We start from the raw sequence: 26,602 nt of genomic DNA on the forward strand, positions 1-26,602 counted from the left end.
CAAATAAGAATATGTAAAATTCGCTAAACTAAGGGATGAGAATTAATGGATTTTAAAAATATGTTCCATCAAATTGGGCAACTTTATCAAAATTTAACTCGTAAACAGCGTATAGTGATTGCTGCATCTATTATAGTTGTGGTTGGGTTTTTGGTTTTTTTAGCTTTATTTCGTGGAAGTGGTAGTAATGCAAATAATGGATATGCAGTTTTAGTTGAAAATGTAAGCCCAAGTTCTTCTGCTGCAATTGTAGCTAAACTTGAACAAAATAATATTCCCTATAAATTAGAAAGTGAAAATAAAATTTTAGTTCCACAAGATCAGGTTTATCGTCAAAGAATGTTTATTGCAAGCGAAGGTCTTATAAAAGATAGTCGCGTGGGTTTTGAAGCTTTTGATACTCAAGCTTTTGGAGCTACAAATGAAGAGCAAAAGGTAAAATACCAAAGAGCCATAGAAGGTGAACTTGCAAGAACTATTGAGACTTTAGAACCTATTCGTAGCGCTGTTGTACACATAGCATTTCCTAAAGATAGTGTTTTTACCGAAAGGCAAATTCCGCCTACAGCTTCAGTTGTTGTTAATGTTCGCGAAGGCTTAAAGCTTACTAGAAAACAAATTGATGGTATAAAAAATATTGTTTCAGCGGCAGTTCCAAAACTTACTAAAGAAAATGTTAAGATTAGTGATCAAAGTGGTGTGCCTTTAGATGAGCAAGAAGCATATGAAGATGACTTGGTTCGTGCGCAAATTAAATTTAAAAGTGATCAAGAAAAAGCTTTAGAAGATAAGATTATAGAAAATTTAGCTCCTTTTGCAGGTGGCATGGATAAAGTAAAAGTGAGTGTAAATATAGATTTTGATTTTTCCAAGCAAGAATCTCAAAGTGAAATTTATGATCCAAATCCTATAGTGCGTAGTGAGCAAACTTTAAACGAGGAAAGAACAGGTAGAAAAGATCCAGAAATTCAGGGTGTTCCAGGTGCTGTTTCTAATATAGGTCCTGTTGAAGGACTTGACAATAAGGGTCAAATTGACACTTATAAAAAAAATCAAGTTACTACAAATAATGAACTTTCTAAAACTATCACAAATACCAAAAAACAATTTGCAACAGTTTTACGCACTTCAGCAGCTGTCACTATAGATGGAAAATATCAAGATGTGGTTGATGAAAATGGGGATGTGAAAAGCGAATATGTTCCATTGACTAAAGAAGAGCTTGCAAGTGTTGAGAGTATAGTTAAAAATACTATTAATTTTAGCGCTACTAGAGGTGATAGTGTTGTAGTGCAAAATTTACCATTTCATCGTGAGTCGATTAGAGTTGAGAGTAAAGTTAAAACTTTTTACAATCGTTTTGTTGAGCCATTTATTCCACCAGTTAAGTATTTTATTGCAGCGATTTTACTTTTTATTTTTTACAAAAAAGTCATTGCTCCATTTACTCAAAAAATGCTTGAAGATGTCGCAGCGCAAGAAGAAATGCAGCAAGGTCCAAATGCTGTTTTAGATGATGCTGAAGATGCTTTGGAGAAATTTAATGCAGCAAGGAAAAAAGTTGAAGAACAACTTGGTTTTGGGGATAATTTTAATGAAGATTCTATTCAATATGAGGTTTTACTTGAAAAATTGCGTGGTTTAGTAAGTGATAAAGGCGAGGAAATTGCAGCACTTTTACAAAACTTAATTCAAAATGATAGTGAATTTGGCGAAAAGGATATGTGATGATAAAGCTAAGTGAAGAACAAAAAATGGTCTATGATGATTTATCGATGCCTGAGAAGGTAGCGATATTTCTTATACAACTTGGCGAAGATGCAACAACTTCTGTGTTTTCACATATGGAAATTGATGTAATTACAGAAATTTCACGTTATATTGCTATGGCTAAAAATGTTGATAGATCCGTAGCTACTGCAGTTTTAGAAGAATTTTACACTCTGCTTCAATCAAATCAATATATTAAAAGTGGTGGTTTGGAATATGCTAAAGAAATACTTTTTCGTACTTTTGGGCCAGAGATTGCAAATAAAATTCTTGAAAAACTCACTAAAAGTATGGAGAATAATCAAAATTTTGCTTATTTGGCGCAAATTAAACCACAGCAACTTGCAGACTTTATTACCAAAGAGCACCCACAAACCATCGCTCTTATTTTGGCACACATGGATTCTATTCATGCGGCAGAAACTTTAGAGTATTTTAGTGATGAATTAAGGGCTGAGGTGGTTATAAGAATGGCAAATCTTGGCGATATTTCTCCAAGTATTATTAAAAGAGTTTCTGCAGTGCTAGAAAGCAAGCTTGAAAGTCTTACCTCTTATAAGGTTGAAGTGGGCGGCCCAAGAGCGGTAGCAGAAGTGCTTAATCGTTTGGGTCAAAAAGCAAGCAAATCAACCATTACTTATATTGAACAAAGTGATGAACGCTTAGCAGAGACTATTAAAGAGCTTATGTTTACTTTCGATGATATACAAAAACTTAGCACTCAAGCTATAAGAGAAATTTTAAAAGTAGCTGATAAGCGTGATTTAATGATAGGTTTAAAAGGTGCAAGTGAAGAGTTAAAGCAAAAATTCTTAGCCAATATGTCTACGCGTGCAAGCGAAGCTTTTCTTGAAGAAATGGGTTTTTTGGGTGCTGTGCGTGTTAAAGATGTTGAAGATGCACAAAGAAAGGTTGTTGAAGTGGTGCAAAAACTTGCAGAACAAGGTCTTGTTCAAACAGGCGATGCGGATGAAATGATAGAGTAGGTGAGAGATGGTTAATCGTAGCAATGTAATTTCTGGTGGGGCTTCTGATCAGCATGTTGTTGAAGGATATCGTTTTAAAGTTATTTCAGAATTTGATAATCATACAGGTGAAAAAAAACATACTCAAACTCCAGATGAAGAAAATGCTAATATATCTTTAAATGACGAAAAAGCAGTTGAAGAAAATCAAGCTATTGCCCCTACGCAAGCTGTTATGGAAACTCAAATTCCAACATTTCAACCAAGTTTTGTTGAAGATTTGCTTAAAAAAACAGATGAAATGTCAAGCAATATTATTAAACTTCAAATGCAAATAGAAAGCCAAGAGAATGAATTTAATAACCGCTTAAATTCAGAACTTGAAAATGCTAAAGAAAAATTTGCCAAAGAAGGTTATGAGAAAGCAAAAGAAGAATTTCAAAAGGAATTGAGTGATTTTAAAGATAAGTATTTAAAAAGTATAGCCAAACTCGATAATGCTTGCGAAAATCTTGAAAATTTCATAGAAAAAAATGAGAAAGAATTAGCAGATACTGCTATAGATATCGCTAAAGAAGTAATCTTAAAAGAGCTTGAACTAAATTCAAGTAAGATAGCTTATGCTTTGGCCAAAGATTTAATCGGCGAGCTTAAGGGTGCTAGTGCAATTGAGCTTAAGGTTAATGCAGAGGATTATGAGTATTTAAAAGAGCAATTTGATCAGAATGCTCATATTAAAATAAGTCTTGATGATGCAATTAGCAAAGGAAGTGTTGTTATTATAAGTGACGCAGGCAATATAGAATCCAATCTTAACTCTCGTCTAACTAAAATTAAAAAAATGGTGAATAATGAGTAAAAAATTTGCCCATACTCAAGAAGAGTTAGAAAAGCTAAGTTTAAAAGAATTAGAAAATTTAGCAGCATCTATGCGTGAAAAAATCATACAAGTTGTGAGTAAAAATGGTGGGCATTTAAGTTCAAATTTGGGTGCTGTAGAACTTAGTATAGCAATGCATTTGGTTTTTGATGCAAAAAAAGATCCTTTTATTTTTGATGTGTCGCATCAGTCTTATACACACAAGCTTTTAAGCGGAAAAGAAGAAATATTTGATACTTTAAGACAAATCAATGGTTTAAGTGGTTATACAAAACCTAGCGAGGGAGATTATTTTGTAGCAGGGCATTCTAGCACCTCTATTTCTTTGGCAGTAGGTGCTTGTAAGGCCATTGCTTTAAAAGGTGAAAAGCGTATTCCTGTTGCTTTGATTGGAGATGGTGCTTTAAGTGCGGGTATGGCTTATGAGGCTTTAAATGAATTGGGTGATTCTAAATTTCCTTGCGTAATACTTTTAAATGATAATGAAATGAGTATTTCAAAACCAATTGGAGCAATTTCAAAGTATCTTTCTCAGGCTATGGCAACGCAGTTTTATCAAAGTTTTAAAAAGCGTATTGCTAAAATGTTGGATATATTACCTGATAGTGCTACTTATATGGCTAAGCGTTTTGAAGAGAGTTTTAAACTTATTACTCCTGGGCTTTTGTTTGAAGAATTAGGGCTTGAATATATAGGGCCTATTGATGGACATAATTTAGGTGAAATTATTTCTGCATTAAAACAAGCAAAAGCTATGCAAAAGCCTTGTGTGATACATACTCAAACCATAAAGGGTAAAGGCTATGCTTTAGCCGAAGGAAAACATGCTAAATGGCACGGGGTGGGAGCTTTTGATATAGATAGTGGAGAGAGTGTTAAAAAAAGTGACACTAAAAAATCTGCTACTGAAATTTTTTCTAAGAATTTGCTTGATTTAGCCTCAAAATATGAAAATATTGTTGGGGTTACGGCGGCTATGCCAAGTGGAACAGGTCTTGATAAGCTTATAGAAAAATATCCAAATCGTTTTTGGGATGTGGCTATTGCAGAACAGCATGCAGTAACTTCTATGGCCGCTATGGCAAAAGAAGGATTTAAACCTTTTATTGCAATATATAGCACCTTTTTACAGCGTGCTTATGATCAAGTGATCCATGATTGTGCGATTATGAATTTAAATGTGGTTTTTGCTATGGATAGGGCAGGGATAGTAGGCGAAGATGGGGAGACGCATCAAGGTGTTTTTGATCTTAGTTTTTTAGCTCCTTTGCCAAATTTCACTCTTTTAGCCCCAAGAGATGAACAAATGATGCAAAATATAATGGAGTATGCTTATTTACATCAAGGACCTATTGCTTTTCGTTATCCTAGAGGGAGTTTTATTTTGGATAAAGAATTTAATTCTTGTGAGATAAAACTTGGCAAGGCACAATGGCTTGTAAAAAATAGTAGTGAAATTGCTTTTTTAGGTTATGGACAAGGTGTAGCAAAAGCGTGGCAAGTCTTAAGAGCCTTGCAAGAAATGAATAATAATGCTAATTTGATCGATTTAATTTTTGCTAAACCTTTAGATGAAGAGCTTTTGTGTGAGCTTGCTGAAAAAAGTAAAATTTGGTTTATTTTTAGTGAAAATGTTAAAATTGGTGGTATAGAAAGTTTAATTAATAATTTTTTACAAAAATATGATTTGCATGTAAAAGTTGTTAGCTTTGAATATGAAGACAAATTTATTGAACATGGAAAAACAAGTGAGGTGGAAAAAAATCTAGAAAAAGATGTCAATAGTTTGTTGATGAAAGTTTTAAAATTTTATCATTAAATAATAAAAAATATTATTTAATATAAACTTCTTTTAATAAAAATTTTATTATTATTTTTACTTAAAAAAGCAAGGAATAAATAAAATGGAATTACTACAAATGCTTAAAAAACATGAGTTAAAAGCTACTCCGCAAAGACTATGTGTTTTAAAAATTTTAAAAAGACATGAGCATCCTAATATTGATGAATTATATACAGAAATTAAAAAAGAATACCCTTCAATATCTTTAGCGACGGTTTATAAAAATCTTAATACTTTACAAGAACAAGGTTTAGTTGTTGAAATCAATGTTTTAAATCAAAAAACTTGTTACGATATCTATGAAGAAGAACATATTCATGTTGTTTGTACCAAATGTGGTGGTATAGAGGATTTAAGTTTTAAAGATGCTAAGCTTTATGAATATCAAGAGCATTTAGAAAAAAAGATAGGCAATCTCGTCAATCATCTGTCTGTTTGTGCTTATGTTGATAGTTGCAAAAAGTGTCATTAAGCAAAATAAGGTTAAAATAACCCATATATTTTAAGGGTTATTTTAATGGTTTATGAAATTCAAAAAAACTTTTTACTATCTGATTACACTCTTTTAGAGAATTTAAAAAAAGATAATATACCTTTTCGAAATTCTAAATTTGAAACTTTTTATACTCAAATAACTTCAAATCATAGTGTTAAATTTCAAAGTTTTTGCAATGAATTTTATAAAATTACAAAATTTAATAATTCAATTTTAGAACAGAATCAAGAAGAGAAAATTTCTAAAAAAAAATTTGAAAAAGCTCGAAAAAAGATTATAGGAAAGAGTATTAAAAAAGAACGCTTCGAATTTAAATTTTGCTCTTTAAAAAGTTATATTGATATGTATGAAGAGCCTAAAATTTGTATTTTAAAAATATTTTTTCCAACTTTGGATAGTTCCAATGAATTTAAAATTCCTAAAGATTTTAAAATTCAAAAAGAATTACATCATGATTTAAATTCTAAACATATCGTTTTATATGGTTTTGAATATCAAAATTTTGATATAGAGAAATATTTTAAAATTATAGAAAAAAATCAGAATTTTAGCTTGGATTTTCCAAATTATATTAATGCTTATGATGGATTTAGAATTTTTTTATTTTATTTATTTAAAAAATTAAAATTTTATTGGACTTTATCTTTAGAGAGAAAAGATAAGCAAAGTTTATGCGAATTTTTATTTTATTCAAGAAGCTTGTATATAGTTTTATCAAGTATGAATACTATTTTAGATAAAAATTTGAGTAATATTTTGGCTTTAAAGTTTAAAGATATAACGAAAAAAACTCAAGATATTTTAGCAAGTGAAAATTCAAATCAAGATTTATTACTATTTTTAAGCGATGAAAAAATCCAAGATTTGTTTAATGATTTTGATTTTTTCATAAAGGAAAATTCTTTTTATGAAGGTGATTGCAAAGATAGGTTTTTTAAACAACTTGTTGCGTTAGAACTTAGAAAAAAAATTATTTTATTTAGAAAAAATATACTAAAAAATTTTGATTTAGAGCTTTTTGAAAATAGTTTTTTTGAATTGGCAATATTTTTAGAATATTTTTATCGTTTTTTAGAGATAAAAAATTTAAACAAACTTTATGAAAAATATTGCAAAGATAGGGATAAAAATATTTTTTCCAAAATAATCAATAATAAAAATAAATTTTGTAAATTGCTTAAAAAATCAAGTAAAAATTTGAAAATTTACAAAGGATAAAAATGCAAAAACAAGAAAAAATTATAGAAATGTTTAATCAAATTGCACCTACTTATGATAAGGCGAATAGAATTTTAAGCTTTGGAGCCGATGTGGCGTGGCGTAAAAAAGCTTGCCAAAGAGTGATGAGTTTGTATTTAAAAAAAGATTTAAAAATCGCTGATATTGCTTGTGGCACAGGGGATATGATAGAGATTTGGCAAGAGAGTGCTTTAAAAATGGAAAAAAATATTTTAAATATTAAAGGCATTGATCCAAGTAGTGGTATGCTAAATGTTGCAAAAGAAAAATTTCCAAATGTTGAATTTATAGAAGCAGGGGCGCAAAATTTACCTTTAGAAAGTCAAAGTTTAGATATTTTAAGTATTAGTTATGGCATTCGCAATGTTGTAGAAAGACAAAAAGCCTTAAGCGAATTTGCTAGAGTACTTCAAAAAGATGGTATTTTGGTAGTTTTGGAATTTACAAAAAGAGAAAAGGGTGGATTTATAGCAGCTTGTAGAGATTTTTATCTTAAAAATATTTTACCAAGTATAGGCGGGATAATCAGTAAAAATAAAAGTGCTTATGAGTATTTGCCAAATTCTATTGAAGGATTTTTAAGCAAGGAAGAATTTATCTTAGAGCTTAAAAATGCTGGTTTTGAAATGCTTGATTATAAAAGTTTTAGCTTTGGTGTGAGTTCAATGTTTATAGCAAAAAAACTATGACGCCAACAGAATTAAATCTTAAAGCAAAGGCTTTATTAGAAACACATTTTGATGATATAGTTTTAAGTGGAGAAATTTCAAAAATCACTTTGCATGGTTCAGGGCATTGGTATTTTGATTTAAAAGATGAAAGATCAAGTATTTCTTGTGCTATGTTTAAAGGAGCTAATTTAAAAGTCGGATTTAAACCAGCGGTGGGAGATTTTTTAGAGCTTTGTGGAAGTGTGAGTTTATATCCTGAAAGCGGTCGTTATCAATTTATCGCTACTAGTATGAAAAAAGCAGGTTTTGGGGATTTGGAAGCACAGTTTTTGGCTTTAAAAGAGCGTTTGCAAAAAGAAGGACTTTTTGATCCACGCTTTAAAAAATCTTTGCCAAAATTTCCTAAAAAAGTAGGCATTATCACTTCAAAAACTTCTGCTGCTTTGCAAGATATGTTAAAACTTATTCATCAAAAAGAATATTTTTTGGCAAAAATTTATATTTTTGATGCTTTAACTCAAGGAAATAATGCTCCTTTTTCTCTTATGCAAGCTTTAAAAAAAGCTGATGATATGGATTTAGATGTTCTTATTATAGCACGTGGTGGAGGAAGCAGGGAAGATCTTTTTTGTTTTAATGATGAAAATTTAGCAAGAGAGATTTTTAAAGCAAAAACTCCTATTATTTCAGCCATAGGACATGAGATTGATTACGTTATTAGTGATTTTGTTGCAGATTTTAGAGCTCCAACGCCTTCAGCTGCAATAGATACTTTGTTTTATTCTAAGTTAGATATAGAACAAAGTTTAGATTTAATGGAAGAAAAATTAATGCAACTTTGGAATCATAAAATGCAAAATTATGAAAATTTGCTTTTAAATTTAAGCAAATTTTTCAAATTTAATTCTTTGCCAAAAATAATAGATGAAAAAATAAAACAAAGCCATAATATAGAAAAGCAATTAAATCATCTACTGGCAAATCAAATGCGTTATAATGAATTAAAATTAGATAAATTGCAAAATGCTTATTTGCAACATGAGAATTTTTTTAATAAAAGCAAAAAGTTTATTTGTATCAGAAAAAATGGTAAAATAGCAAACTTAGAAGATCTTAAGAGTGATGATATCGTTATTTTAAGTTCTCAAACTTCTCAAAAAGAAGCAAAAATTTTATAAGGATAAATTATGAGAAAAATTAATTTCAGCGCAGGGCCATCAACTTTACCTTTAGAAATTTTAGAGCAAGCTCAAAAAGAACTCTGTGATTATCAAGGTAAAGGTTATTCTATAATGGAAATTTCTCACCGTACAAAAGTATTTGAAGAAGTGCATTTTGGAGCACAAGAGAAAGTTAAAAAACTTTATGGATTAAATGATGATTATGAAATATTATTTTTACAAGGTGGAGCAAGTTTGCAATTTGCTATGATTCCTATGAATTTAGCTTTAAATGGGGTTTGTGAATATGCAAATACAGGAGTTTGGACAAAAAAAGCGATTAAAGAAGCACAAATTTTAGGTGTCAATGTTAAAACCGTAGCAAGTAGTGAGGAAAGTAATTTTAATCATATTCCTAGAGTGGAATTTAGTGATAATGCTGATTATGCTTATATTTGTTCTAATAATACTATTTACGGCACTCAATATCAAAATTATCCTAAAACTAAAGCTCCTTTGATTGTGGATGCATCGAGTGATTTTTTTTCTAGAAAAGTAGATTTTTCAAATATTGCTCTTTTTTATGGCGGAGTACAAAAAAATGCTGGAATTTCGGGTTTAAGTTGTATTTTTATCCGTAAAGATATGTTAGAAAGATCTAAAAATAAACAAATTCCTAGTATGTTAAATTATTTGACTCATGCTGAGAATCATTCCTTGTTTAACACGCCTCCAACCTTTGCCATTTATATGTTTAATCTTGAAATGGATTGGCTTTTAAATCAAGGTGGGCTTGATAAAGTGCATGAGAAAAATTCTCAAAAAGCTGCTATGTTTTATGAATGTATTGATTTAAGCAATGGATTTTATAAAGGACATGCAGATAAAAAGGATAGATCTTTAATGAATGTGAGTTTTAATATTACCAAAAATAAAGATTTAGAGCCTCTTTTTGTAAAAGAAGCCGAAGAAGCTGGAATGATAGGACTTAAAGGACATAGAATTTTAGGAGGAATTCGTGCAAGTATTTATAATGCACTTAATTTGGATCAGGTAAAAACTTTGTGTGAATTTATGAAAGAATTTCAAGGAAAATATGCATGATAAAGCGTTTTGATGAGTGCGATAGAATGTCGCAAATTATTGTTTTTGATAAATATTTTAAAACTGCAGGACAAGTGGCTTTTGAACCTAGCGGAGATATTAAAAAACAAACCAAAGAAGCGCTTGCAGAACTTGATGCTTTGTTTGAAAAAATAGGCGCAAGCAAAGGAGATTTGATTCAAATTCAAATCTGGCTAGCTAATATGCAAGATTTTGATGCAATGAATGAAATTTATGATGCTTGGATTAAAAATTACCCTAAACCTGTTAGAGCTTGTGTAGGAAGTGCTTTAGCAGAGGGTTATTTGGTAGAAATTCAAGCTTTTGGAAAGCTAAGAGAGAATTAAAAATTCTCTCCTCCAAATTTTAAAAGTGCAGAGCCCCAAGTAAAACCACCGCCAAAAGCATCTAGTAAGATTAGATCTCCTTTTTTAAGCCGACCTTCTTCATAGGCATCATTCATTGCCATAGGTATAGAAGCAGCTGAAGTATTGCCGTATTTTTGTACAGTGATCACACATTTTTCATCGCTTAGATTGAGTTTTTCTTGGACGGCTTTAATGATGCGTAGATTAGCTTGATGAGGAATGAAAAGATCAATTTCTTGTGCTAAAATGTTATTTTTGGCTAAAATTTCTACAACATCATTGCTAAGTGTGTTTACTGCTATTTTAAAAACTTCATTGCCTTTCATTTGCATCGAAAGTGTTTGACATAGGCTTGATTTTTGTGATCTTTGAGTCATTAAAAGATCTCCATAATTACCATTGCTTGCAGTATGTACATCAAGGATATGATTTTTATTATCTAAACTTACAATTCCAGCACCTGCACCATCTCCAAAGAGTATGCAAATACTTCTATCATTATAATCTATAATGGAACTTGTTTTTTCAGCTCCTATGATTAAAACATTTTTTTTCAAGCCACTTTCTACTAAGGCTTTAGCTTGTTCAAGCAAATAGATAAAACCAGAACAAGCTGCTGAAATATCAAAAGCACTAATATTTATAAGTCCTAAATTTGAAGCAATTTTACAAGCCGTTGAAGGCATAGTAAAATAATCAGGACTTAAAGTGGCTACAAGAATCGCATCAATATCTTCAGGTTTTAAATTTGCTCTTTCTATGGCTTTTAATGCAGCTTTTGTGCCCAAATCACTGGTATTTTCATTTTCATCGGCAATGCGTCTTTCTTTAATACCTGTGCGTCTAGTGATCCATTCATCGGTGGTATCTACCATTTTTTCAAGATCAGCATTGCTTAAAATTTTTTCTGGAATATAAGAAGCTATGCTTTTAAGACCGGCTTTAAGCATTGTATTTTCCAAGTTCATTTTCTATAAGTTCATTGATATGAGATTGGCTAAAATTTATAGCTTGAAAAATTGCATTTTTAATAGCTCTAGAATCGCTTTTTCCATGACTTATGATCACGCAGCCATTAACTCCAAGAAGGGGTGCTCCGCCATATTCTTGCCAATCTGTGTGTTTTTTTAATTTTTTAAAAGATGGTTTCATAAGTAAAGCACCTATTTTAGAAATAAAAGATTGTTTTACTTCGTTTTTTAGAAGTTGAAAAATAGCTGTTGCTACACCTTCGCAAGCCTTTAAAATAACATTTCCATCAAAACCATCACAGACTAAAACATCTATTTCGCCATTGAAAATATCTCTACCTTCAGCATTACCTATAAAATTTGGAATTTTTTTCATAAGCTGATGACTTTCTTTGGTAAGTTCATTGCCTTTGCATTCTTCTTCACCATTAGAAAGTAAAGCAAGGCGTGGTTTTTGAATTTGCATGATTTCTCTAGCATAAACTTCACCCATTATGGCAAATTGAAATAAATTTTCAGCTTTACAATCTGTATTAGCTCCAACATCCAAAAGTAAAGTTCTGTTAACGATATTTGGCATTAAAGTGGCAATAGCAGGTCTTGAAATACCTTTAAGTCTTCCAAGCCTTAAGGTAGCCAAAGACATACTTGCTCCACTATGACCCGCTGAAACTACAGCATCTACTTTTTTTTCTTTTAATAAATTAATAGCTTTGTATATGGTTGTTTCTTTATTTTTTAAAGCATCTGTGGCATTTCCATTCATCGAAAAAATTTCACTAGCTTCTTCGTATTGTATATATTGTTCTAATTTTTTTGGTATTAAAGGTTTTAGAATTTTAGAATTTCCCACTAAGATAGCGTTAAAAGGTTTTGCTTCTAGTGCCTTTAAAACGCCTTCTATAATGGGTTTTTCTCCAAAATCACCACCCATTGCATCAATGGCAATGTTAATCATTGATTTTAATATTCCTTAGTTGTTGGATTCGCACGGTGAGGCATTTTGTAGCTTCCATCTTTGTCTTTTATAGGCATAGGAAGACTAACTTTATAGTGAGTTCTGCGTTTAGCTGCACGAGTTTTGCTCACTCTTCTCTTTGGTACTGCCATTTTTTCTCCTTTATAAAATTTAATTAATTATTTGCAATTTATGCAATAAAAATAATCACTCAAATAAGCTTCAAGCTCGCTGATAGCAACTTCTATTAAATCAATATGTCCATCGAAAAATTCTATAGTATTGCTCAATTCGTTTGCTTCATCTTTAAAAATACCATCACTTGCAAAAAGTTCTAAATTTTCTTTAATTTCAAGTTCTAACTCAGTTCCACAACTATCACAAGGTCTATAGATAAAACCTTGCATAATAGCATTTATTTTAACAAGCTTAGGATTTATTTTTACTAAATTTCCCTCAAAAATAATATTTTCAAGATTAAGTTTAAAAGGATATTCCTTTGTATTAATCTTAGAAAAAGGGATTTTCATTTAGCAAATTTCATTTGGTTTAAAGAAAAATTCAATTTCTATTTTTGCATTTTCTAAGCTATCGCTTCCATGAACAGCATTAGCGTCAATACTCTCAGCAAAATCAGCCCTAATTGTTCCTGCTTTAGCTTCTTTAGGATTTGTTGCTCCCATTAAATCTCTATTTTTCAATACAGCACCTTCTCCTTCTAGTATAGAAACAACAACAGGACCGCTAATCATAAATTCAACCAAGTCTTTAAAAAAAGGTCTTTCTTTATGAACAGCATAAAAATTTTCAGCTTGTTCTTTACTAAGTTGAACTTTTTTCATTGCAGCGATTCTTAATCCATTGCTTTCAAAACGATCTAAAATTTTTCCTATAACACCTTTTTTAACAGCATCAGGTTTAATTATAGATAAAGTTTTTTCCATCTTTGTAATAACTCCTTATTTTAATAAAGCTTAAAATTATACTTGAATTTGTTTAAAGAAAGTTAAATTAAAAGAAAAAGCTAGGAATCTCTAGCTTTTTAATTTTTTAAAATTATGCAAAAACTGGAGTGTCCCCACTTCTCATATCAGCGCCAATATTATCACGACTTGGTTGTCCTGATTCTACAGCACTCCAAACTATACATCCATCTGTTGGGCAAGCACTGGCACAAGCTGGTTGATCATTATGTCCTACGCATTCAACGCATTTGTTTGCATAAACATAATATCTATCTTCACCTTCTGGATTGTTAGCATCATCAACGATAGCACTCACTGGACACTCATCAATACAAGAACCACAAGCAATACATATATCTGTAATTTTTACAGCCATTTTTCTCCTTTTTAATATTAAGATTTAAAAGATTTTAGCATAAAATTCTTAAATAATGTAAATTTTGATAATCAAAAATTTACATTATTTGATAATAATTATAACTTTCTTAAATTTTTAATATTATTTTAGATATTTAAAAAAAAATAAAGATTTAAACGATATAATTTCGTTATCAATAAAATTTATTATTTAGGAGAAAATATGATAGTTACTAAAAAAGCTTTAGATTTTACTGCTCCAGCAGTATTGGGAAACAATGAAATTGTTCAAGATTTTAATCTTTATAAAAACATAGGTCCAAAAGGAGCGGTAGTATTCTTTTATCCAAAAGATTTTACTTTTGTTTGTCCTTCAGAAATTATAGCTTTTGACAAAAGATATCAAGAATTTAAAAATCGTGGCATTGAAGTAATTGGAATTTCAGGAGATAATGAATTTTCACATTTTGCTTGGAAAAATACTCCAGTAAATCAAGGTGGTATTGGTCAGGTTAAATTTCCGCTTGTTGCTGACTTAACTAAGCAGATTGCTAGAAATTTTGATGTACTTTATGCAGAAGCAGTTGCCCTTCGTGGTTCGTTCTTGCTTGATGCTGATGGAACAGTTCGCCATGCTGTGGTTAATGATTTACCACTAGGTAGAAATATAGATGAAATGTTAAGAATGGTTGATACTATGCTTTTTACAAATGAGCATGGTGAAGTTTGTCCTGCAGGATGGAATAAGGGCGATGAAGGTATGAAAGCTAACCCTAAAGGCGTGGCTGAATATCTTGGCAAAAACGAAGCTAAACTTTAATTTCTTAGTATAAAGCCTCTTTACGAGGCTTTTTCTTCATTTTTATTCTTTAATTGAAATTCATAAATTTTCTACTATAATTTTACACACATATTAAAATTTTTATTTAGGCTAAAATATGGCAGGCGAAGATCAAGAAAAAACAGAAGAACCCACGTCCAAAAAGATAGAAGATGCGCGTAAAGAAGGTAATGTTCCAAAGTCTCAAGATGCGGCAGCTATTGTAACTTTGATAATTGGAGTAACTATAACTTTATTTATGTTGAGTTTTATGGGCGAGAGAATTGTAAATTTATATAGATACTATCAAAGTTTTATTGGTGTTGAATTTGATTTGCGTATTATTCAAGCCATTATGATTAAAAGCATTTTTGAGGTTTTAATTATTCTTGCACCTATTGTTTTAAGTATTATGATTGCTGGGGTTTTGGGAAATATTATGCAATTTGGTTTTATTTTTACAACCAAACCTATTATGCCAAATTTAGGAAAAATCAATCCTCTAAAAGGTTTAAAAAATCTTTTTTCATTGAAAAAAATTGTTGAAAGTATAAAAATTATTTTAAAAGTGGGTATTGTTTTTACTATAGCTTTTATAGTTTTGCTTAAATTTATGCAAGAGCTTCCAAGAGTTGAGCTTTATACTATGGTTGCACAGCTTACTTGGCTAAGAGATAGGGCTATTGTTTTAGCAGCTATTGTTATAGTTGCTTTTTTAATTATTGCTGTTTTAGATGTTTTTTTGGTGCGTTTTCAGTATTTTAAAGGTTTGCGTATGAGCAAACAAGAAATAAAAGATGAATATAAACAAATGGAAGGAGATCCTCAGGTTAAAGGTAGAATTCGTAGACTTCAAATGGAAGCTGCCCGTCGCCGCATGGTTCAAGATGTTGCAGGTGCGGATGTAGTGATTACAAATCCAACTCATTATGCCGTAGCTATTCGTTATGATACAAGTAAAGAACAAGCTCCTAGAGTTGTTGCCAAAGGAGTGGATTTTCTCGCACTTCGTATAAAACAAGTAGCCTATGAAAATAATGTTGTAGTTTATGAAAATCCTCCTTTAGCAAGGGAGCTTTATAAAGCTTGCGATGTTAATGATCTCATTCCTAGGGAAATGTTTAAAGCTGTAGCTGAGGTGCTAGGATTTGTTTATAATACAAATAATAAGAGTCGTTTAGCTGGTCAAGTAAAAAAAGGAAACTAAAACTTTTAAGGTGTTTTAGTTCCAATTTTATTGATAAGTTCAAGAACTGATTTTTGAGTGCTTGTATCTGCCGTATCGACTTTAAAATATATTTCTACTCTATTATTTTCTAGGGCTTGCGGATTTCCATTGATAGGATTATTAAGCCCGTAGCTTTTAATGCTAATATTTTTCAAATTTGCTCCACCTTCTATAAAATATTTTAATACATTTTCCGCTCTTTGGTAGGCGAGTTCATAACTTCTTATAATAGAGTCACTATTGTCTGTATAGCCTCTAATTTCTATTTTTGCTTGAGGTGGCAAATATGTTGTTAGCTCAGCCATACGTTTTAAATAATCCTGTATATCAGCTGAAACGATTTGAGCACTACCTCTTTCAAATTCAACTTTAGATGGAAGGTTAAGAGCAACCTGATTATCGCTTTGATCTAGAGCTGCTTGAAGACGTTTGATAGTTTCTTGCTGTGTCATAGTCATTTGTTTTAACGATTTGAGTTCATCGCTTTCTTCTTTTGCTGCGCCTTTATATTTTTCTTGGGTTTTACTCTCTTCTTTGACTGTTTGAGTAGAGGTGTAATCAAAGATTTTAACAAATTCAGTTTTTAAAGCCTCTACTTTAGCAGGATTTGTTTTAGAAATTGCCCAAAGAGCAATAAAAAGTGCCAAAAGCAAACTTAGAAAGTCCGCATAAGGTACAGCCCATTTTTCGCCTGCTGGACATTCTGGGCATTTATGTTTTTTAGCCATTTTTAACCTTTGTCAAATTGTGAAATTCTTGGATCATCGTGACTTAAGAAGTTAAAAAGTTTAGCTTCCAAATCTCTAGGGTTCGCACCTTCTGCAATTCCTTTTATAGCTTCAGTAATGACAATTTGCTCTTTTACAAGATCCATTCCATTAGCTTTTAATTTTTTCCCCCAAGGAGCAAAAAGTGCATAAGCGCCAAAAATTCCTGTAACTGTAGCTGTGAAAGCACCTGAAATACCTGCTGCCATTGCTTGAGGATTGTCTAGTAATTTAAGAGCTAAAATAAGTCCAAAAACCGCTCCAACAAGCCCCATAGTAGGGCAAGTTTCTCCAAATACTATCCAATATTCTGCACATTCTTTATAATGCTCTTCAAGTTGTTCAGTTTGTATTTCCATGCTTTCATGAATTTCTTCAAAGCTTTTACCATCTACAAGCATCATCATAGCATTTTTTAAAAATTCATTTTCAATCTCATTGGTTCTTGATTCTAACGCTAAAAGACCATCTCGTCTTGCAATAATAGCAAATTCGACTAGCTGGGCTATCCTTTCAGGTAAATTTACCCCAGAACCTTTAAAAACAACTTTGAGTTCTTTGTAGGCTGCTTTGACAATTTTTTTATGTGTTGAAGTCATTGCGCAAAATGCAGCTGTTGGCATAACTATGAGAAAGGAAGAAAGATGCACAACATGCAAAGGATTGCCTCCCTCTAGTATATCTCCTACCGAAATACTAGTAACTGCAAGCACCATTCCTAATATGGTTGAAAGATCCATTAATTTATCTCCTTGATTATTTTAAATCGCCCCAATTTTTGGCGATACTTGAACTTGTTTTTAATTTTACTTTTAATTTTACTATATTTTCCATAATATCTCTAGTTTTTTTTACAAAATTTTCACACAAATCGTCTTTTACTTCAAAAATTAATTCATCATGAATTTGTAAAATAAGCTTTTTATCTTCATTTAATTCCTTATTGATTTCTAGCATTGCAAGCTTGATTACATCTGCTGCTGAGCCTTGCAAGATTGAATTAATGCTTTCTCTTTCATACATGGCAATTTGCATAGGTTTTGCGTTTTCAAAATCAAAATAACGCTTGCGACCGCTTAAAGTAGTGATAAAGCCATTTTGTTTAGCTTCATTTTTAACTGTTTCAAAATATTTTTTAATACTAGTAAAATTTTCAAAATATTTTTCTATGTAAGATTTGGCTAAATTAGCTTCTATTTTTAAATTTTGACTTAAGGTTTTATAGCCCATACCATAAATAAGTCCAAAATTTATACTTTTTGCAACACTTCTGGTTTCATAATTGCTTTCACCAAAAATCATTATTGCTGTTCTTGCGTGTATATCTTCATCATTGGCAAAAGCATTTAAAAGTTTTTCATCTTCGCTAAAATGTGCAAGTATTCTAAGTTCGATTTGAGAATAATCAAGAGAGATAAAACTAAATCCATCTTTAGCTACAAAGCAAGATTTATAATCTTTTGCATATTGTCCGTGTGCAGGGATGTTTTGCAAATTTGGATCCTTAGATGAAAGACGTCCTGTAGCGGTTCCAGTTTGTAAAAAACTTGAATAAATGCGTGAATTTTTATCTTTTAACGCTAGTTTTAACAAAGGTTCGCAATAAGTGGAATAAAGTTTGGCAAGTTCTCTATAATCTAAAATTTTAGCAATTACAGGATGTTTATCTAAAAGTATATTTAAAACTTTTTCATCGGTAGAATATCCTGTTTTTCCTTTTTTTCCGCTTGGGAGTTTGAGTTTTTCAAAAAGTATATCACCCATTTGTTTAGGTGAATTTAGATTAAATCTATCCTCGCAAAGAGTATAAATTTCTTCACTTAAATTTTTGATTTCATTTTCAAATTTTTTCATAAGGATTTCAAGTGCATTTGTATCAAGCTTTATGCCATTTTCTTCCATCATCATAATGATTTTAATGAAATCAAATTCGCAGTTTTTAGCAAGTTCTAATAAAGGAGTTTCAAGATTTTTTAAAAAATAAAGATAAAATCTTAAAGTGATATAAGCATCTTCTGCAGCGTATTTACAAGCTTTTTCAAGTTCTACACTTGCAAAATTTTCTCCTTTTTTAACAAGGCTTTCAAAATGCAAGGTTTCGTAATTAAAAAGTCTTAAGGCTAAATCATCCATATTTACTCTTAAAGAAGGATTTTTAAGCCATGCCAAAATCATTGTATCTGCGTATTTTTGAGGTAAATTTAAGTCAAAATTGTTTTGAATGATTTTAAAATCATATTTGAGATTGTGCCCTATAACAAAATGATTAAAGATTACTTCTATAGCTTTTTTGGCACTTTGCAATGAGATTTGCTCACCTACTCCAAGATAATTATGAGTTAAAGGCACGTAAAAGGCTTCATTTTCATTCATGCAAAAACTAAAACCAACAATTTTTGCTTCTTTAGTATCAAGTCCTGTGGTTTCGGTATCAAAAGCAATAATACTTTCTTTATCAAGAGTGTTTAAAATTTCAAAAAGTTTGTTTTCATCTTGTACTAAAGTGGCTTTAAAACCTAAATTTTTATCTTTATTATCAGGATTTTGACGCAGTTTTTTAAGCAAAGTATTAAGTTCGTAATGTTCTAAAATTTCAAGTATTTTTAAAAGAGGTTCTTCATCAGGATAAGTGGCTTTTTCTATGAGATTTTGTACTTCTAAATTGTCATACAAAGAAGCTAATTTTTTGCTTAAAAATGCATTTTCCTTACCCTCTAAAAGCAAGTTACGACTTCTTTCGTTACGTACTAGGGTTAAATTTTCATAAATTCCCTCTATGCTACCAAACTCATCAAGCAAGGTTTTAGCTCCTTTTGCACCTATACCTTTAACGCCTGGAATATTATCAGAATTATCCCCACAAAGAGCTAAAAAATCTCTGATTTGATTAGGTTTTACTCCGTATTTTTCCAAACACGCTGCTTCATCGTAGTCGTTTTTAGAAATAGGGCTATAAATGCTCGTTTTGCCATCTTTTATGAGTTGATAAAGATCTTTATCTTGAGTGATAATACGTACAAAAATATCTCTATTTTCACAAGTTTTTACAAAAGAAGCAATGATATCATCAGCTTCATAACCTTCTTGAGAAACGCTTATGAAACCCATTTTTTCTATCATTTCTATGCAAATTGGAATTTGTTCTAGAAGTTCAGGTGGCGGTGGAGTGCGATTTTGTTTATAGTTTGGATCAATTTCGCTACGAAAAGTTTTTCCTTTGGAATCTAATGCAAAAACAATATAATCACTTTTATATTCATTTTTTAAGCTATAAATAAAATTTGCAAAACCGCTAATCATTCCACTAGCTTGTCCTTGTGAATTTTTAAAACCTTTTAATGCGTAGTAAAGTCTGAAAAAAAATCCAAAAGTATCAATAATAGTTAAAGTTTTCATAATAATTTCTTCTTTTGATAAAATATATTTTTTGGTTATATTATTTCAAAATTTTGCTTAAAATGTCTCGAAATTTAAAGATATTTAAGCGAAAATACTTCAATTTTTAGTCATAATATCGAGTAGAGTAAAAATTTTATATGAATAATGTAAGGAAAATGTAATGACAAATCAGCAAATTGATGGAATTGCAGATAAGAATTTTAACACACATGAAGGTAGAAAAGTTTTTAAAAAGGCAGTTTTTTCTTGCTGGTTGGGAACTGCTATGGAATATGCAGATTTTGCACTTTATGGTTTAGCAGCTGCAACAATTTTTTCAGAAGTGTTTTTTCCTGAGCAAACTCCAGTAATTGCACTTTTGCTTAGTTTTGTAACTTATGGCATAGGTTTTATTGCAAGACCTATTGGGGCTTTGTTTTTTGGTTATTTGGGTGATAAACACGGAAGAAAAAATGTTATGATGGCTACAATAGCTTTAATGGGAATTTCAACTACTCTGATAGGTTTTATCCCAAGTTATGCAGTGATTGGTGTTTGGGCGCCTATTTGTTTGGTTGCATTACGTTTTATGCAGGGTTTTGGCGCAGGAGCTGAACTTTCAGGTGGAACAGTTATGCTAGGAGAATATGCTCCTAGCAAGAGAAGAGGGCTTGTTTCTTCTGTGATTGCTTTAGGATCAAATAGCGGAACTTTGCTTGCATCTTTTGTATGGCTTTTGATGGTACAAATAGATGAAGCAAGTTTTAAAGAATGGGGCTGGAGAGTTCCTTTTATGGGAAGTATTTTAATCGCTCTTTTTGCTGTATATATTCGTTTTCATGTCAAAGAAACCCCTGTTTTTGAAAAGCAAAAAAATGAAATGATGAAATTGCGTCTTAATAACGAAAAGCATATGAAAAAAGATGAAAGAAGTTTTTGGCAAAGAAGTCGTGCTTTTTGGACTATGGTGGGCTTAAGAATAGGCGAAAACGGACCTTCTTATCTTGCGCAAGGTTTTATTGTAGGTTATGTGACTAAAATTTTACTTTTAGACAAATCAGTAGCTACTACAGCGGTAATGATAGCTTCATTGGTAGGGTTTTTAGTTATTCCTTTGGCGGGTTATTTAAGTGATAAATTTGGTAGATGTATTACTTATAGAATGTTTTGTTTGCTTTTAATGATTTATGCTTTTCCTGCTTTTATGCTTTTAGATAGTAAAAATGAAATTATTGTGATTTTAACTATTATTGTAGGTATGTCTTTAGCATCTTTAGGGATTTTTGGTGTGCAAGCGGCTTGGGGTGTGGAGCTTTTTGGGGTAAAAAACCGTTATACAAAAATGGCTTTTGCTAAGGAGCTAGGTTCTATTCTTTCAGGAGGAACAGCGCCTATGGTGGCTTCTGCTTTGCTTGCATATTATGGCACTTGGTGGCCTATTGCGACATATTTTGTATTAACTGCAGGTATAGGTTTTGTGACTACATTTTTTGCGCCAGAAACTAGAGGTAGAGATTTAAATAAAATAGAAGATGCGATATGAGACTTATCTTAGACACGGACATAGGCAATGCTATTGCAGGAGCAAATACTGATGATGGTTTAGCACTTGCTTTGATTTTGGCATCTAAAGAAATCAAACTTGAAATGCTAAGCACAGTTTGCGGTAATGTTCCAAGCCTTGTTGCCTATAGTGTGGCTAAGGATTTATTTAAACGTTTAAATTTAAATATCCCCGTTTATTTGGGAGCGAATGAAGCCCTAAAAGAACCAAGTAAAGCTTGGCGTCAAAGACTTGATGAAAGTGTTAAAAATTTTAAACTTGAATATCTTTGGGAAAATATAAAAAGTCCTGAAATTTTAGAAAATATAAATCCTGATGCGATTTTTAAAATGGGTGAGTTGGTGAGTAAAAATCCTAAAGAAATTTCTATTTGTGCGATAGGACCTTTGACAAATATCGCTATGACTATGAAAATTTTTAAAGATTTTGATATAAATCTTAAAGAGCTTTTTATTATGGGCGGCAGTTTTGATATGCCTTATTACACTAAAGATACAAATTTTGGTTTCGATCCTGAGGCGGCTAGTATAGTGCTAAATTCAAGAGCTAAAATTACACTTGTACCTTATAATGCAACCATGCAGACTTTATTAACACACGAGGATTTAAAAGAGTTGCAAGGTAAGAATATTTTATGTGATTTTATCGTTGAAACTTTAGGTGTTTGGATTGATTATGCCTCTAAAACACGTGGTACAAAGGGAACTTGGATACATGACGCTTTAACGATAGCTTACGCATTAGATTCTAGTATTGCAGATTTTGATGAGTGTTATGCTGATGTTATTTGCGATAGTTCTTTGGCAAGAGGTATGAGTTGGCGTTGTTTTAGAGAACCAAAAATGAGTATGGGGGTGGATTTAAGCACTAAAAATTGTGTTAAAATTTTAAAAAATGTAGATAATGCAAGGTTTTTAAAACTTATAAAAGAGAGGCTTTTAAAAGGAGTTTGCTATGAAAATTATGAAAGTATAACGACTTAATTTTCCAAGTAAGATAAAAAATATAGTTTTTAAAAAAGAATATTTCGCAAAACCAAGTCCCAAGGCAAAAAGATCTCCCACTAAAGGTAAAAAAGTAAAAAAAGCAAAGATGCTACCAAATTTAGCAAAATTAGCATTGAAATTTTCTAATTTTTTCAAGGATTTGCTAAAGTATTTTTCTAAAATTTTTTCTTTTCCAAAATACGCTAAAGCATAAGTACTTAAACTTCCTAAGGTATTACCCAAAGTGGCTACGATAAGTACCAAATTCGGATTAAAATCAAGTTTTATAAAGCCTAAAACAAAGGCTTCACTTGCTAAGGGTAATAGTGTGCTTGAAAGAAAACACACCATGAAAAGCCCCAAATAGCTAATATCACTATATAAAAAATCAAACATAAAATTATGATTTTTGTGTATTTTTAAGCTCTAAGTCTAGATAATATCCTGTGTAAGAACGGGTTTTTTTGTGTTCTTTAGCGACTTTTTCCACGCTTCCTGTGCTAATAACCTTGCCGCCTTTAACTCCGCCTTCAGGCCCCATATCGATGATATAATCGGCATTTTTAATCACATCTAAATTATGCTCTATCACAAAAACCGAATTTTTAAGATCAACTAAATGTTGTAAAACTAAGATGAGTTTATTAACATCTTCAAAATGCAGTCCTGTTGTAGGCTCATCAAGTATATAAAGCGTTTTTCCTGTATCGCTACGACTTAGTTCTTTGGCAAGTTTGATTCTTTGTGCTTCACCTCCACTTAAGGTGGTGGCATTTTGTCCTAGGGTTAGATAATCTAAGCCCACTTTTACTAGAGTGTCTAATTTTTGTTTGATTTTAGGAACGGCTGTAAAAAATTCACTCGCTTCTAAAACACTCATATTTAAAATTTCACTGATATTTTTGCCTTTATATTTGATTTCTAGCGTGGCATCATTGTAGCGTTTGCCCCCGCAAGTATCACAAACCACCATAACATCAGGTAAAAAATGCATTTCTATTTTGATTTCTCCATCTCCGCTACACTTCTCACATCTTCCCCCTTTTACATTAAAAGAAAAGCGTCCTGCTTTATAACCACGCATTTTAGCTTCTTTAGTGGCGGCAAAAAGATTTCTGATTTCATCCATAGCGCCTGTATAGGTGGCAGGATTTGAACGTGGTGTGCGTCCAATTGGGCTTTGATCAAGATAAATAACTTTATCAAGTTTTTCAAGTCCTTCTATTTGCACCCCACCAAGTTTTTTAACTTTTTTAGCGCGGTTTAATTCCTCTTGTGCAAAAGGAAGTAGGGTTTGAAGTATCAAAGAACTTTTTCCAGAACCTGAAACTCCTGTTATAGCGACTAAATTTTGTAAAGGAAATTTTACGCTTAAATCTTGGATATTGTTAATATTTACATTTTTAAGTTCAAGCCATTCTTTTTGTGCTCTGTTTTGAAGTTGTGAAATTTGTTTTTTCCCATTCATATAAAGTGCAGTTTCGCTTTTGCTTTTTAAAAGTTCTTTATAAGTTCCACTAAATACAACCTCACCCCCAAATTTTCCTGCTTTTGGACCAATATCTACAATAAAATCTGCTTCTTCTATGGTCATTTTATCATGCTCTACGACAATTAGGGTATTGCCCTTTTGTTGTAAATTTCTTAAAGTTTTAATCAGTTTTGCAGTATCTCTTTCATGAAGTCCTATGCTAGGCTCATCTAAGACATACATCACTCCGCTTAAACCACTGCCAATTTGTGAAGCTATGCGGATTCTTTGTGCTTCACCCCCACTAATCGTTCTTGCATCGCGCCCTAAAGAAAGATAACCTAGCCCCACATCATACAAGAAAAACAATCTTTCGTTGATTTCTTTTAGGATAGGTTTAGAAATAAGTTTTTGTTGCTCGCTTAAATAAGAAAAATTTTTCTCATCTGCAAAAAAGGCCGTACTATCTTCTATGCTCATATCTAAAATTTCACCCAAGCTTTTTTTGGCTACTTTCACGGCTAAACTTTCAGGTTTTAAACGATGCCCACCGCAGTCTTTACAAATTTTTTCACTCATATATTCGGCTAAATCTTTTTCATCTTTTAGCATTTCATAAGCCATTTTAACCACGCCTTCAAAAGTGCGTTTTAGGCGATTTCTTTTCCAAAGAAATTCTATAGTTTTGGCATTACCATACAATACAAGACGTTTTTGTTCTTCGTTTAATTGCATAAAAGGTATTTTGATAGGAATTTCATTTTGTTCGCAAAAGGCGATTAGGAATTTATAATAATAACTTTTATTAAAACCATACATGATTTTAACAGCACCGTTTTCGAGACTTAAATTTTCATCGATGATTTTTTTCATATCTAAAGTATAACGAATTCCAAGTCCATCGCAAGCTTCACATGCTCCTTTTGGAGAATTAAAAGAAAAGCTTAAAGGTTCAAGTGGAACAAAAGAAATTTTACAATCAAAACAAGCTGAATGCTCGCTAAAATGATAGTGTTTATTAAGGTTTATTTCCTCATGATTTAAAACTTCTATTTCTATTTCTCCAAAGCTTTCCTGTAAACCTTTTTCTATATCGCTTGCAAGACGAGAAAGTAAATCTTCTTGAATTTCAAGTCTATCTATGACAAGTTTAATGGTGTGTTTTTTGGTTTTGGCTAGTTCAATTTCTTCATCCAGTCTTACCAAAACTCCATCAATTTGAGCTCTTACATAACCTTTATTGCGTAAATTTTCAAGCAAATCTGCATAAGTTCCTTTTTTTTCTCGTATGAGTGGGGCGTAGATGATGATTTTTGCACCTTTTGGAAATTTTAAAATTTCACTGACTATATCACTTACACTCATAGATGAAATTTTTTGTCCGCATTGATGACAATGTTGAATGCCAACTCTTGCGTATAAAAGTCTTAGATAATCATAAATTTCAGTGATGGTTCCTACAGTAGAGCGTGGATTTTTAGAAGTAGTTTTTTGATCTATGGCAATGGCTGGAGTTAAACCTTCGATTTTATCGACATCAGGTTTGCCTACCTTATCTAAAAATTGTCTGGCGTAAGCACTTAAACTTTCTATATAACGGCGTTGTCCTTCAGCATAAAGAGTTCCAAAAGCAAGGGTTGATTTTCCACTTCCACTCAGTCCTGTAAAAACAATGAGTTTGTTTTTGGGAATTTCAAGGTGGATATTTTTTAGGTTATTTTCTCTTGCGCCAATGATTTTTATGGTATCGTTCATAGTCTTTCCTAAACATTAAATAAATTTAAGATTTTAGCATAATAATATTAAAAGAACTTGGATAAATCCAAATTAAAAATTTATAAGATTTAGCTTATTAAGTAAAGAGTGGGTGGTTCCAAGTATTGATAAGGCATATACGCAAAGTAAAATTTTTCTATGAGCTGAAATATGCATTTTTTCTATGATTTTAATTCCTATAAAAACTCCAACCATAGAAGCTATACCTACTAGTATTCCTTTATGAATAACTTCAGAGTCTATAACTCCAGAATTTGAAAAAGATATAATACCAGAGACTGAAGCAAAAATAACAAAAAACAAGGATAAGGAAACAACTTTTTTGCTATCATAGCCTAAAAAATAAGCTAAAATCGGAGCAATTAAAAGTCCGCCACCAATTCCCAAAGAAATAGCAAAAATACCAGTAAAAGCTCCAGCAATAAATAAAATGACATTCTTTACCCAAACGCTTCTTTGATTTTGCACAATGTTTTCTTTAATTCCAAAAGCATATTTGATAAAAAATATACAACTTACCGCCAAAAATACGCTAGTAAGAGCTACATCACTTAAAGCTTTTAAAAGCATTCCGCTAAAGCTTGCCCCTATGAGCCCTCCAAAACCTATCATAATACCATCTTTAAGATTTAGATTTTTTTTCTTATAATTAATATAAGAGCCAAAAACTGCTGCAAAAATCATTTGTAATACTGAAATTCCGATAGCATGGTGAGCACTTGCTCCAAGTGCGAACATAGAAGGAACGATAATCATACCTCCACCAATGCCAAAAAGTCCAGAAGCAATACCTGAAATGATTCCTATGATTAGATAAGGTAAATCTGTGATTTCCATAGCTTTTCCTAAAAAATACTAAATATTT

The 26,602-nt window shown here is 31.4% G+C and carries 26 protein-coding genes; 14 read left to right on the forward strand and 12 right to left on the reverse strand.

Going from position 1 to position 26,602, the window contains the following annotated elements:
* Positions 1-45: 45 nt before the first annotated feature.
* The 10 genes from fliF (at position 46) to ELQ06_RS04260 (ending at position 10,475) form a co-directional block, all read left to right on the forward strand.
* Positions 46-1,728, forward strand: a complete 1,683-nt coding sequence (fliF, locus tag ELQ06_RS04215; protein WP_115794357.1) for a flagellar basal-body MS-ring/collar protein FliF — start codon at positions 46-48, stop codon at positions 1,726-1,728.
* On the forward strand, positions 1,728-2,756 hold the full coding sequence (gene fliG / locus ELQ06_RS04220; RefSeq protein WP_002854670.1) for a flagellar motor switch protein FliG: 1,029 nt from the start codon (positions 1,728-1,730) through the stop codon (positions 2,754-2,756). The genes fliF and fliG overlap by 1 nt, the downstream gene beginning before the upstream one ends.
* A gap of 7 nt (positions 2,757-2,763) precedes the next feature.
* Positions 2,764-3,594, forward strand: coding sequence for a flagellar assembly protein FliH (gene fliH, locus ELQ06_RS04225; RefSeq protein ID WP_002866661.1), 831 nt, complete (start codon positions 2,764-2,766; stop codon positions 3,592-3,594).
* A complete protein-coding gene (dxs, locus tag ELQ06_RS04230; protein WP_052781240.1) occupies positions 3,587-5,434 on the forward strand; it encodes a 1-deoxy-D-xylulose-5-phosphate synthase in 1,848 nt (615 codons plus the stop codon). Before fliH ends, dxs begins: the two co-directional genes overlap by 8 nt.
* Positions 5,435-5,519: 85 nt before the next feature.
* The gene (perR, locus tag ELQ06_RS04235; RefSeq protein WP_002876900.1) at positions 5,520-5,930 is read left to right on the forward strand and encodes a peroxide-responsive transcriptional repressor PerR; all 411 of its coding nucleotides are present in this window, start codon (positions 5,520-5,522) and stop codon (positions 5,928-5,930) included.
* Between the two features lie 45 nt (positions 5,931-5,975).
* Positions 5,976-7,172, forward strand: a complete 1,197-nt coding sequence (locus ELQ06_RS04240; RefSeq protein WP_052793957.1) for a hypothetical protein — start codon at positions 5,976-5,978, stop codon at positions 7,170-7,172.
* Between the two features lie 2 nt (positions 7,173-7,174).
* Positions 7,175-7,882: a bifunctional demethylmenaquinone methyltransferase/2-methoxy-6-polyprenyl-1,4-benzoquinol methylase UbiE gene (gene ubiE / locus ELQ06_RS04245; protein ID WP_002872421.1), complete on the forward strand. Its 708-nt coding sequence runs from the start codon at positions 7,175-7,177 to the stop codon at positions 7,880-7,882.
* The gene (gene xseA, locus ELQ06_RS04250) at positions 7,879-9,042 is read left to right on the forward strand and encodes an exodeoxyribonuclease VII large subunit (RefSeq protein ID WP_052793956.1); all 1,164 of its coding nucleotides are present in this window, start codon (positions 7,879-7,881) and stop codon (positions 9,040-9,042) included. Before ubiE ends, xseA begins: the two co-directional genes overlap by 4 nt.
* Before the next feature lie 9 nt (positions 9,043-9,051).
* Positions 9,052-10,128: a phosphoserine transaminase gene (gene serC / locus ELQ06_RS04255; protein WP_052793955.1), complete on the forward strand. Its 1,077-nt coding sequence runs from the start codon at positions 9,052-9,054 to the stop codon at positions 10,126-10,128.
* A complete protein-coding gene (locus tag ELQ06_RS04260; protein WP_002868753.1) occupies positions 10,125-10,475 on the forward strand; it encodes a RidA family protein in 351 nt (116 codons plus the stop codon). Before serC ends, ELQ06_RS04260 begins: the two co-directional genes overlap by 4 nt.
* Here ELQ06_RS04260 and ELQ06_RS04265 read toward each other — a convergent pair.
* The 6 genes from ELQ06_RS04265 to ELQ06_RS04290 all read right to left on the reverse strand — a co-directional run bounded on the left by ELQ06_RS04265 (position 10,472) and on the right by ELQ06_RS04290 (position 13,766).
* Positions 10,472-11,446, reverse strand: coding sequence for a beta-ketoacyl-ACP synthase III (locus ELQ06_RS04265; protein WP_052797855.1), 975 nt, complete (start codon positions 11,444-11,446; stop codon positions 10,472-10,474). The genes ELQ06_RS04260 and ELQ06_RS04265 overlap by 4 nt on opposite strands.
* On the reverse strand, positions 11,439-12,425 hold the full coding sequence (plsX, locus tag ELQ06_RS04270) for a phosphate acyltransferase PlsX (protein ID WP_052797854.1): 987 nt from the start codon (positions 12,423-12,425) through the stop codon (positions 11,439-11,441). The genes ELQ06_RS04265 and plsX overlap by 8 nt, the downstream gene beginning before the upstream one ends.
* Positions 12,426-12,430: 5 nt before the next feature.
* Positions 12,431-12,577, reverse strand: a complete 147-nt coding sequence (rpmF, locus tag ELQ06_RS04275) for a 50S ribosomal protein L32 (protein WP_002858674.1) — start codon at positions 12,575-12,577, stop codon at positions 12,431-12,433.
* A 27-nt stretch (positions 12,578-12,604) separates the two neighbouring features.
* Complete coding sequence (locus ELQ06_RS04280) at positions 12,605-12,955, reverse strand: hypothetical protein (protein WP_052782122.1); 351 nt, start codon at positions 12,953-12,955, stop codon at positions 12,605-12,607.
* Positions 12,956-13,369: a nucleoside-diphosphate kinase gene (ndk, locus tag ELQ06_RS04285; RefSeq protein ID WP_002858685.1), complete on the reverse strand. Its 414-nt coding sequence runs from the start codon at positions 13,367-13,369 to the stop codon at positions 12,956-12,958.
* Between the two features lie 112 nt (positions 13,370-13,481).
* Positions 13,482-13,766, reverse strand: coding sequence for a 4Fe-4S dicluster domain-containing protein (locus ELQ06_RS04290; protein WP_002854354.1), 285 nt, complete (start codon positions 13,764-13,766; stop codon positions 13,482-13,484).
* 204 nt (positions 13,767-13,970) lie between these two features.
* On the opposite strand from ELQ06_RS04290, the gene ELQ06_RS04295 reads away from it, so the two are divergent.
* Both ELQ06_RS04295 and flhB read left to right on the forward strand, forming a co-directional pair.
* Positions 13,971-14,567: a peroxiredoxin gene (locus ELQ06_RS04295; protein ID WP_002854219.1), complete on the forward strand. Its 597-nt coding sequence runs from the start codon at positions 13,971-13,973 to the stop codon at positions 14,565-14,567.
* A 118-nt stretch (positions 14,568-14,685) separates the two neighbouring features.
* Positions 14,686-15,774 carry a flagellar biosynthesis protein FlhB gene (gene flhB, locus ELQ06_RS04300; RefSeq protein WP_014516692.1) on the forward strand — a complete coding sequence of 363 codons (1,089 nt, stop codon included), beginning with the start codon at positions 14,686-14,688 and terminating at the stop codon, positions 15,772-15,774.
* Between the two features lie 5 nt (positions 15,775-15,779).
* Here flhB and motB read toward each other — a convergent pair whose 3' ends face one another.
* Genes motB through polA form a run of 3 tightly spaced genes read right to left on the reverse strand, consistent with a single transcriptional unit; the run spans position 15,780 to position 19,958 of the window.
* Positions 15,780-16,523, reverse strand: coding sequence for a flagellar motor protein MotB (gene motB, locus ELQ06_RS04305; RefSeq protein ID WP_002861111.1), 744 nt, complete (start codon positions 16,521-16,523; stop codon positions 15,780-15,782).
* A 2-nt stretch (positions 16,524-16,525) separates the two neighbouring features.
* A complete protein-coding gene (gene motA, locus ELQ06_RS04310) occupies positions 16,526-17,302 on the reverse strand; it encodes a flagellar motor stator protein MotA (protein WP_002936959.1) in 777 nt (258 codons plus the stop codon).
* Positions 17,303-17,318: 16 nt separating this feature from the next.
* The gene (polA, locus tag ELQ06_RS04315; protein ID WP_052797853.1) at positions 17,319-19,958 is read right to left on the reverse strand and encodes a DNA polymerase I; all 2,640 of its coding nucleotides are present in this window, start codon (positions 19,956-19,958) and stop codon (positions 17,319-17,321) included.
* A 163-nt stretch (positions 19,959-20,121) separates the two neighbouring features.
* Here polA and ELQ06_RS04320 point away from each other — a divergent pair, with 163 nt between their 5' ends.
* Both ELQ06_RS04320 and ELQ06_RS04325 read left to right on the forward strand, forming a co-directional pair.
* Positions 20,122-21,483, forward strand: a complete 1,362-nt coding sequence (locus ELQ06_RS04320; protein ID WP_052797852.1) for an MFS transporter — start codon at positions 20,122-20,124, stop codon at positions 21,481-21,483.
* Positions 21,480-22,487 (forward strand): nucleoside hydrolase, encoded by a 1,008-nt coding sequence (locus tag ELQ06_RS04325; RefSeq protein ID WP_052797851.1) that lies wholly within the window; start codon positions 21,480-21,482, stop codon positions 22,485-22,487. The genes ELQ06_RS04320 and ELQ06_RS04325 overlap by 4 nt, the downstream gene beginning before the upstream one ends.
* Here the strand turns inward: ELQ06_RS04325 and ELQ06_RS04330 are convergent.
* The 3 genes from ELQ06_RS04330 to ELQ06_RS04340 form a co-directional block, all read right to left on the reverse strand.
* Positions 22,443-22,886, reverse strand: coding sequence for a YqaA family protein (locus ELQ06_RS04330; RefSeq protein WP_052797850.1), 444 nt, complete (start codon positions 22,884-22,886; stop codon positions 22,443-22,445). The two genes, ELQ06_RS04325 and ELQ06_RS04330, sit on opposite strands and share 45 nt — an antisense overlap.
* A 4-nt stretch (positions 22,887-22,890) precedes the next feature.
* Positions 22,891-25,716, reverse strand: a complete 2,826-nt coding sequence (gene uvrA / locus ELQ06_RS04335) for an excinuclease ABC subunit UvrA (RefSeq protein WP_052797849.1) — start codon at positions 25,714-25,716, stop codon at positions 22,891-22,893.
* A gap of 72 nt (positions 25,717-25,788) precedes the next feature.
* Positions 25,789-26,574 (reverse strand): sulfite exporter TauE/SafE family protein, encoded by a 786-nt coding sequence (locus tag ELQ06_RS04340; protein ID WP_002854334.1) that lies wholly within the window; start codon positions 26,572-26,574, stop codon positions 25,789-25,791.
* Positions 26,575-26,602: the final 28 nt, after the last annotated feature.

The sequence above is a fragment of the Campylobacter sp. CH246 genome (genome assembly GCF_004378835.1).
GTDB lineage: Bacteria > Campylobacterota > Campylobacteria > Campylobacterales > Campylobacteraceae > Campylobacter_D > Campylobacter_D jejuni.

What these genes read in the sequence shown, in the direction of transcription:
- ELQ06_RS04325 (WP_052797851.1), top strand. Translation starts at nt 21,480, where the DNA reads ATGAGACTTATCTTAGACACGGACATAGGCAATGCTATTGCAGGAGCA.
- ELQ06_RS04280 (WP_052782122.1), bottom strand. Translation starts at nt 12,955, where the DNA reads ATGAAAATCCCTTTTTCTAAGATTAATACAAAGGAATATCCTTTTAAA.
- ELQ06_RS04290 (WP_002854354.1), bottom strand. Translation starts at nt 13,766, where the DNA reads ATGGCTGTAAAAATTACAGATATATGTATTGCTTGTGGTTCTTGTATT.
- plsX (WP_052797854.1), bottom strand. Translation starts at nt 12,425, where the DNA reads ATGATTAACATTGCCATTGATGCAATGGGTGGTGATTTTGGAGAAAAA.
- ELQ06_RS04320 (WP_052797852.1), top strand. Translation starts at nt 20,122, where the DNA reads ATGACAAATCAGCAAATTGATGGAATTGCAGATAAGAATTTTAACACA.
- polA (WP_052797853.1), bottom strand. Translation starts at nt 19,958, where the DNA reads ATGAAAACTTTAACTATTATTGATACTTTTGGATTTTTTTTCAGACTT.
- ELQ06_RS04260 (WP_002868753.1), top strand. Translation starts at nt 10,125, where the DNA reads ATGATAAAGCGTTTTGATGAGTGCGATAGAATGTCGCAAATTATTGTT.
- ELQ06_RS04240 (WP_052793957.1), top strand. Translation starts at nt 5,976, where the DNA reads ATGGTTTATGAAATTCAAAAAAACTTTTTACTATCTGATTACACTCTT.
- uvrA (WP_052797849.1), bottom strand. Translation starts at nt 25,716, where the DNA reads ATGAACGATACCATAAAAATCATTGGCGCAAGAGAAAATAACCTAAAA.
- motA (WP_002936959.1), bottom strand. Translation starts at nt 17,302, where the DNA reads ATGGATCTTTCAACCATATTAGGAATGGTGCTTGCAGTTACTAGTATT.
- perR (WP_002876900.1), top strand. Translation starts at nt 5,520, where the DNA reads ATGGAATTACTACAAATGCTTAAAAAACATGAGTTAAAAGCTACTCCG.
- fliF (WP_115794357.1), top strand. Translation starts at nt 46, where the DNA reads ATGGATTTTAAAAATATGTTCCATCAAATTGGGCAACTTTATCAAAAT.
- rpmF (WP_002858674.1), bottom strand. Translation starts at nt 12,577, where the DNA reads ATGGCAGTACCAAAGAGAAGAGTGAGCAAAACTCGTGCAGCTAAACGC.
- ELQ06_RS04330 (WP_052797850.1), bottom strand. Translation starts at nt 22,886, where the DNA reads ATGTTTGATTTTTTATATAGTGATATTAGCTATTTGGGGCTTTTCATG.
- dxs (WP_052781240.1), top strand. Translation starts at nt 3,587, where the DNA reads ATGAGTAAAAAATTTGCCCATACTCAAGAAGAGTTAGAAAAGCTAAGT.
- ELQ06_RS04295 (WP_002854219.1), top strand. Translation starts at nt 13,971, where the DNA reads ATGATAGTTACTAAAAAAGCTTTAGATTTTACTGCTCCAGCAGTATTG.
- ELQ06_RS04340 (WP_002854334.1), bottom strand. Translation starts at nt 26,574, where the DNA reads ATGGAAATCACAGATTTACCTTATCTAATCATAGGAATCATTTCAGGT.
- xseA (WP_052793956.1), top strand. Translation starts at nt 7,879, where the DNA reads ATGACGCCAACAGAATTAAATCTTAAAGCAAAGGCTTTATTAGAAACA.
- fliH (WP_002866661.1), top strand. Translation starts at nt 2,764, where the DNA reads ATGGTTAATCGTAGCAATGTAATTTCTGGTGGGGCTTCTGATCAGCAT.
- ELQ06_RS04265 (WP_052797855.1), bottom strand. Translation starts at nt 11,446, where the DNA reads ATGCTTAAAGCCGGTCTTAAAAGCATAGCTTCTTATATTCCAGAAAAA.
- fliG (WP_002854670.1), top strand. Translation starts at nt 1,728, where the DNA reads ATGATAAAGCTAAGTGAAGAACAAAAAATGGTCTATGATGATTTATCG.
- motB (WP_002861111.1), bottom strand. Translation starts at nt 16,523, where the DNA reads ATGGCTAAAAAACATAAATGCCCAGAATGTCCAGCAGGCGAAAAATGG.
- ndk (WP_002858685.1), bottom strand. Translation starts at nt 13,369, where the DNA reads ATGGAAAAAACTTTATCTATAATTAAACCTGATGCTGTTAAAAAAGGT.
- flhB (WP_014516692.1), top strand. Translation starts at nt 14,686, where the DNA reads ATGGCAGGCGAAGATCAAGAAAAAACAGAAGAACCCACGTCCAAAAAG.
- serC (WP_052793955.1), top strand. Translation starts at nt 9,052, where the DNA reads ATGAGAAAAATTAATTTCAGCGCAGGGCCATCAACTTTACCTTTAGAA.
- ubiE (WP_002872421.1), top strand. Translation starts at nt 7,175, where the DNA reads ATGCAAAAACAAGAAAAAATTATAGAAATGTTTAATCAAATTGCACCT.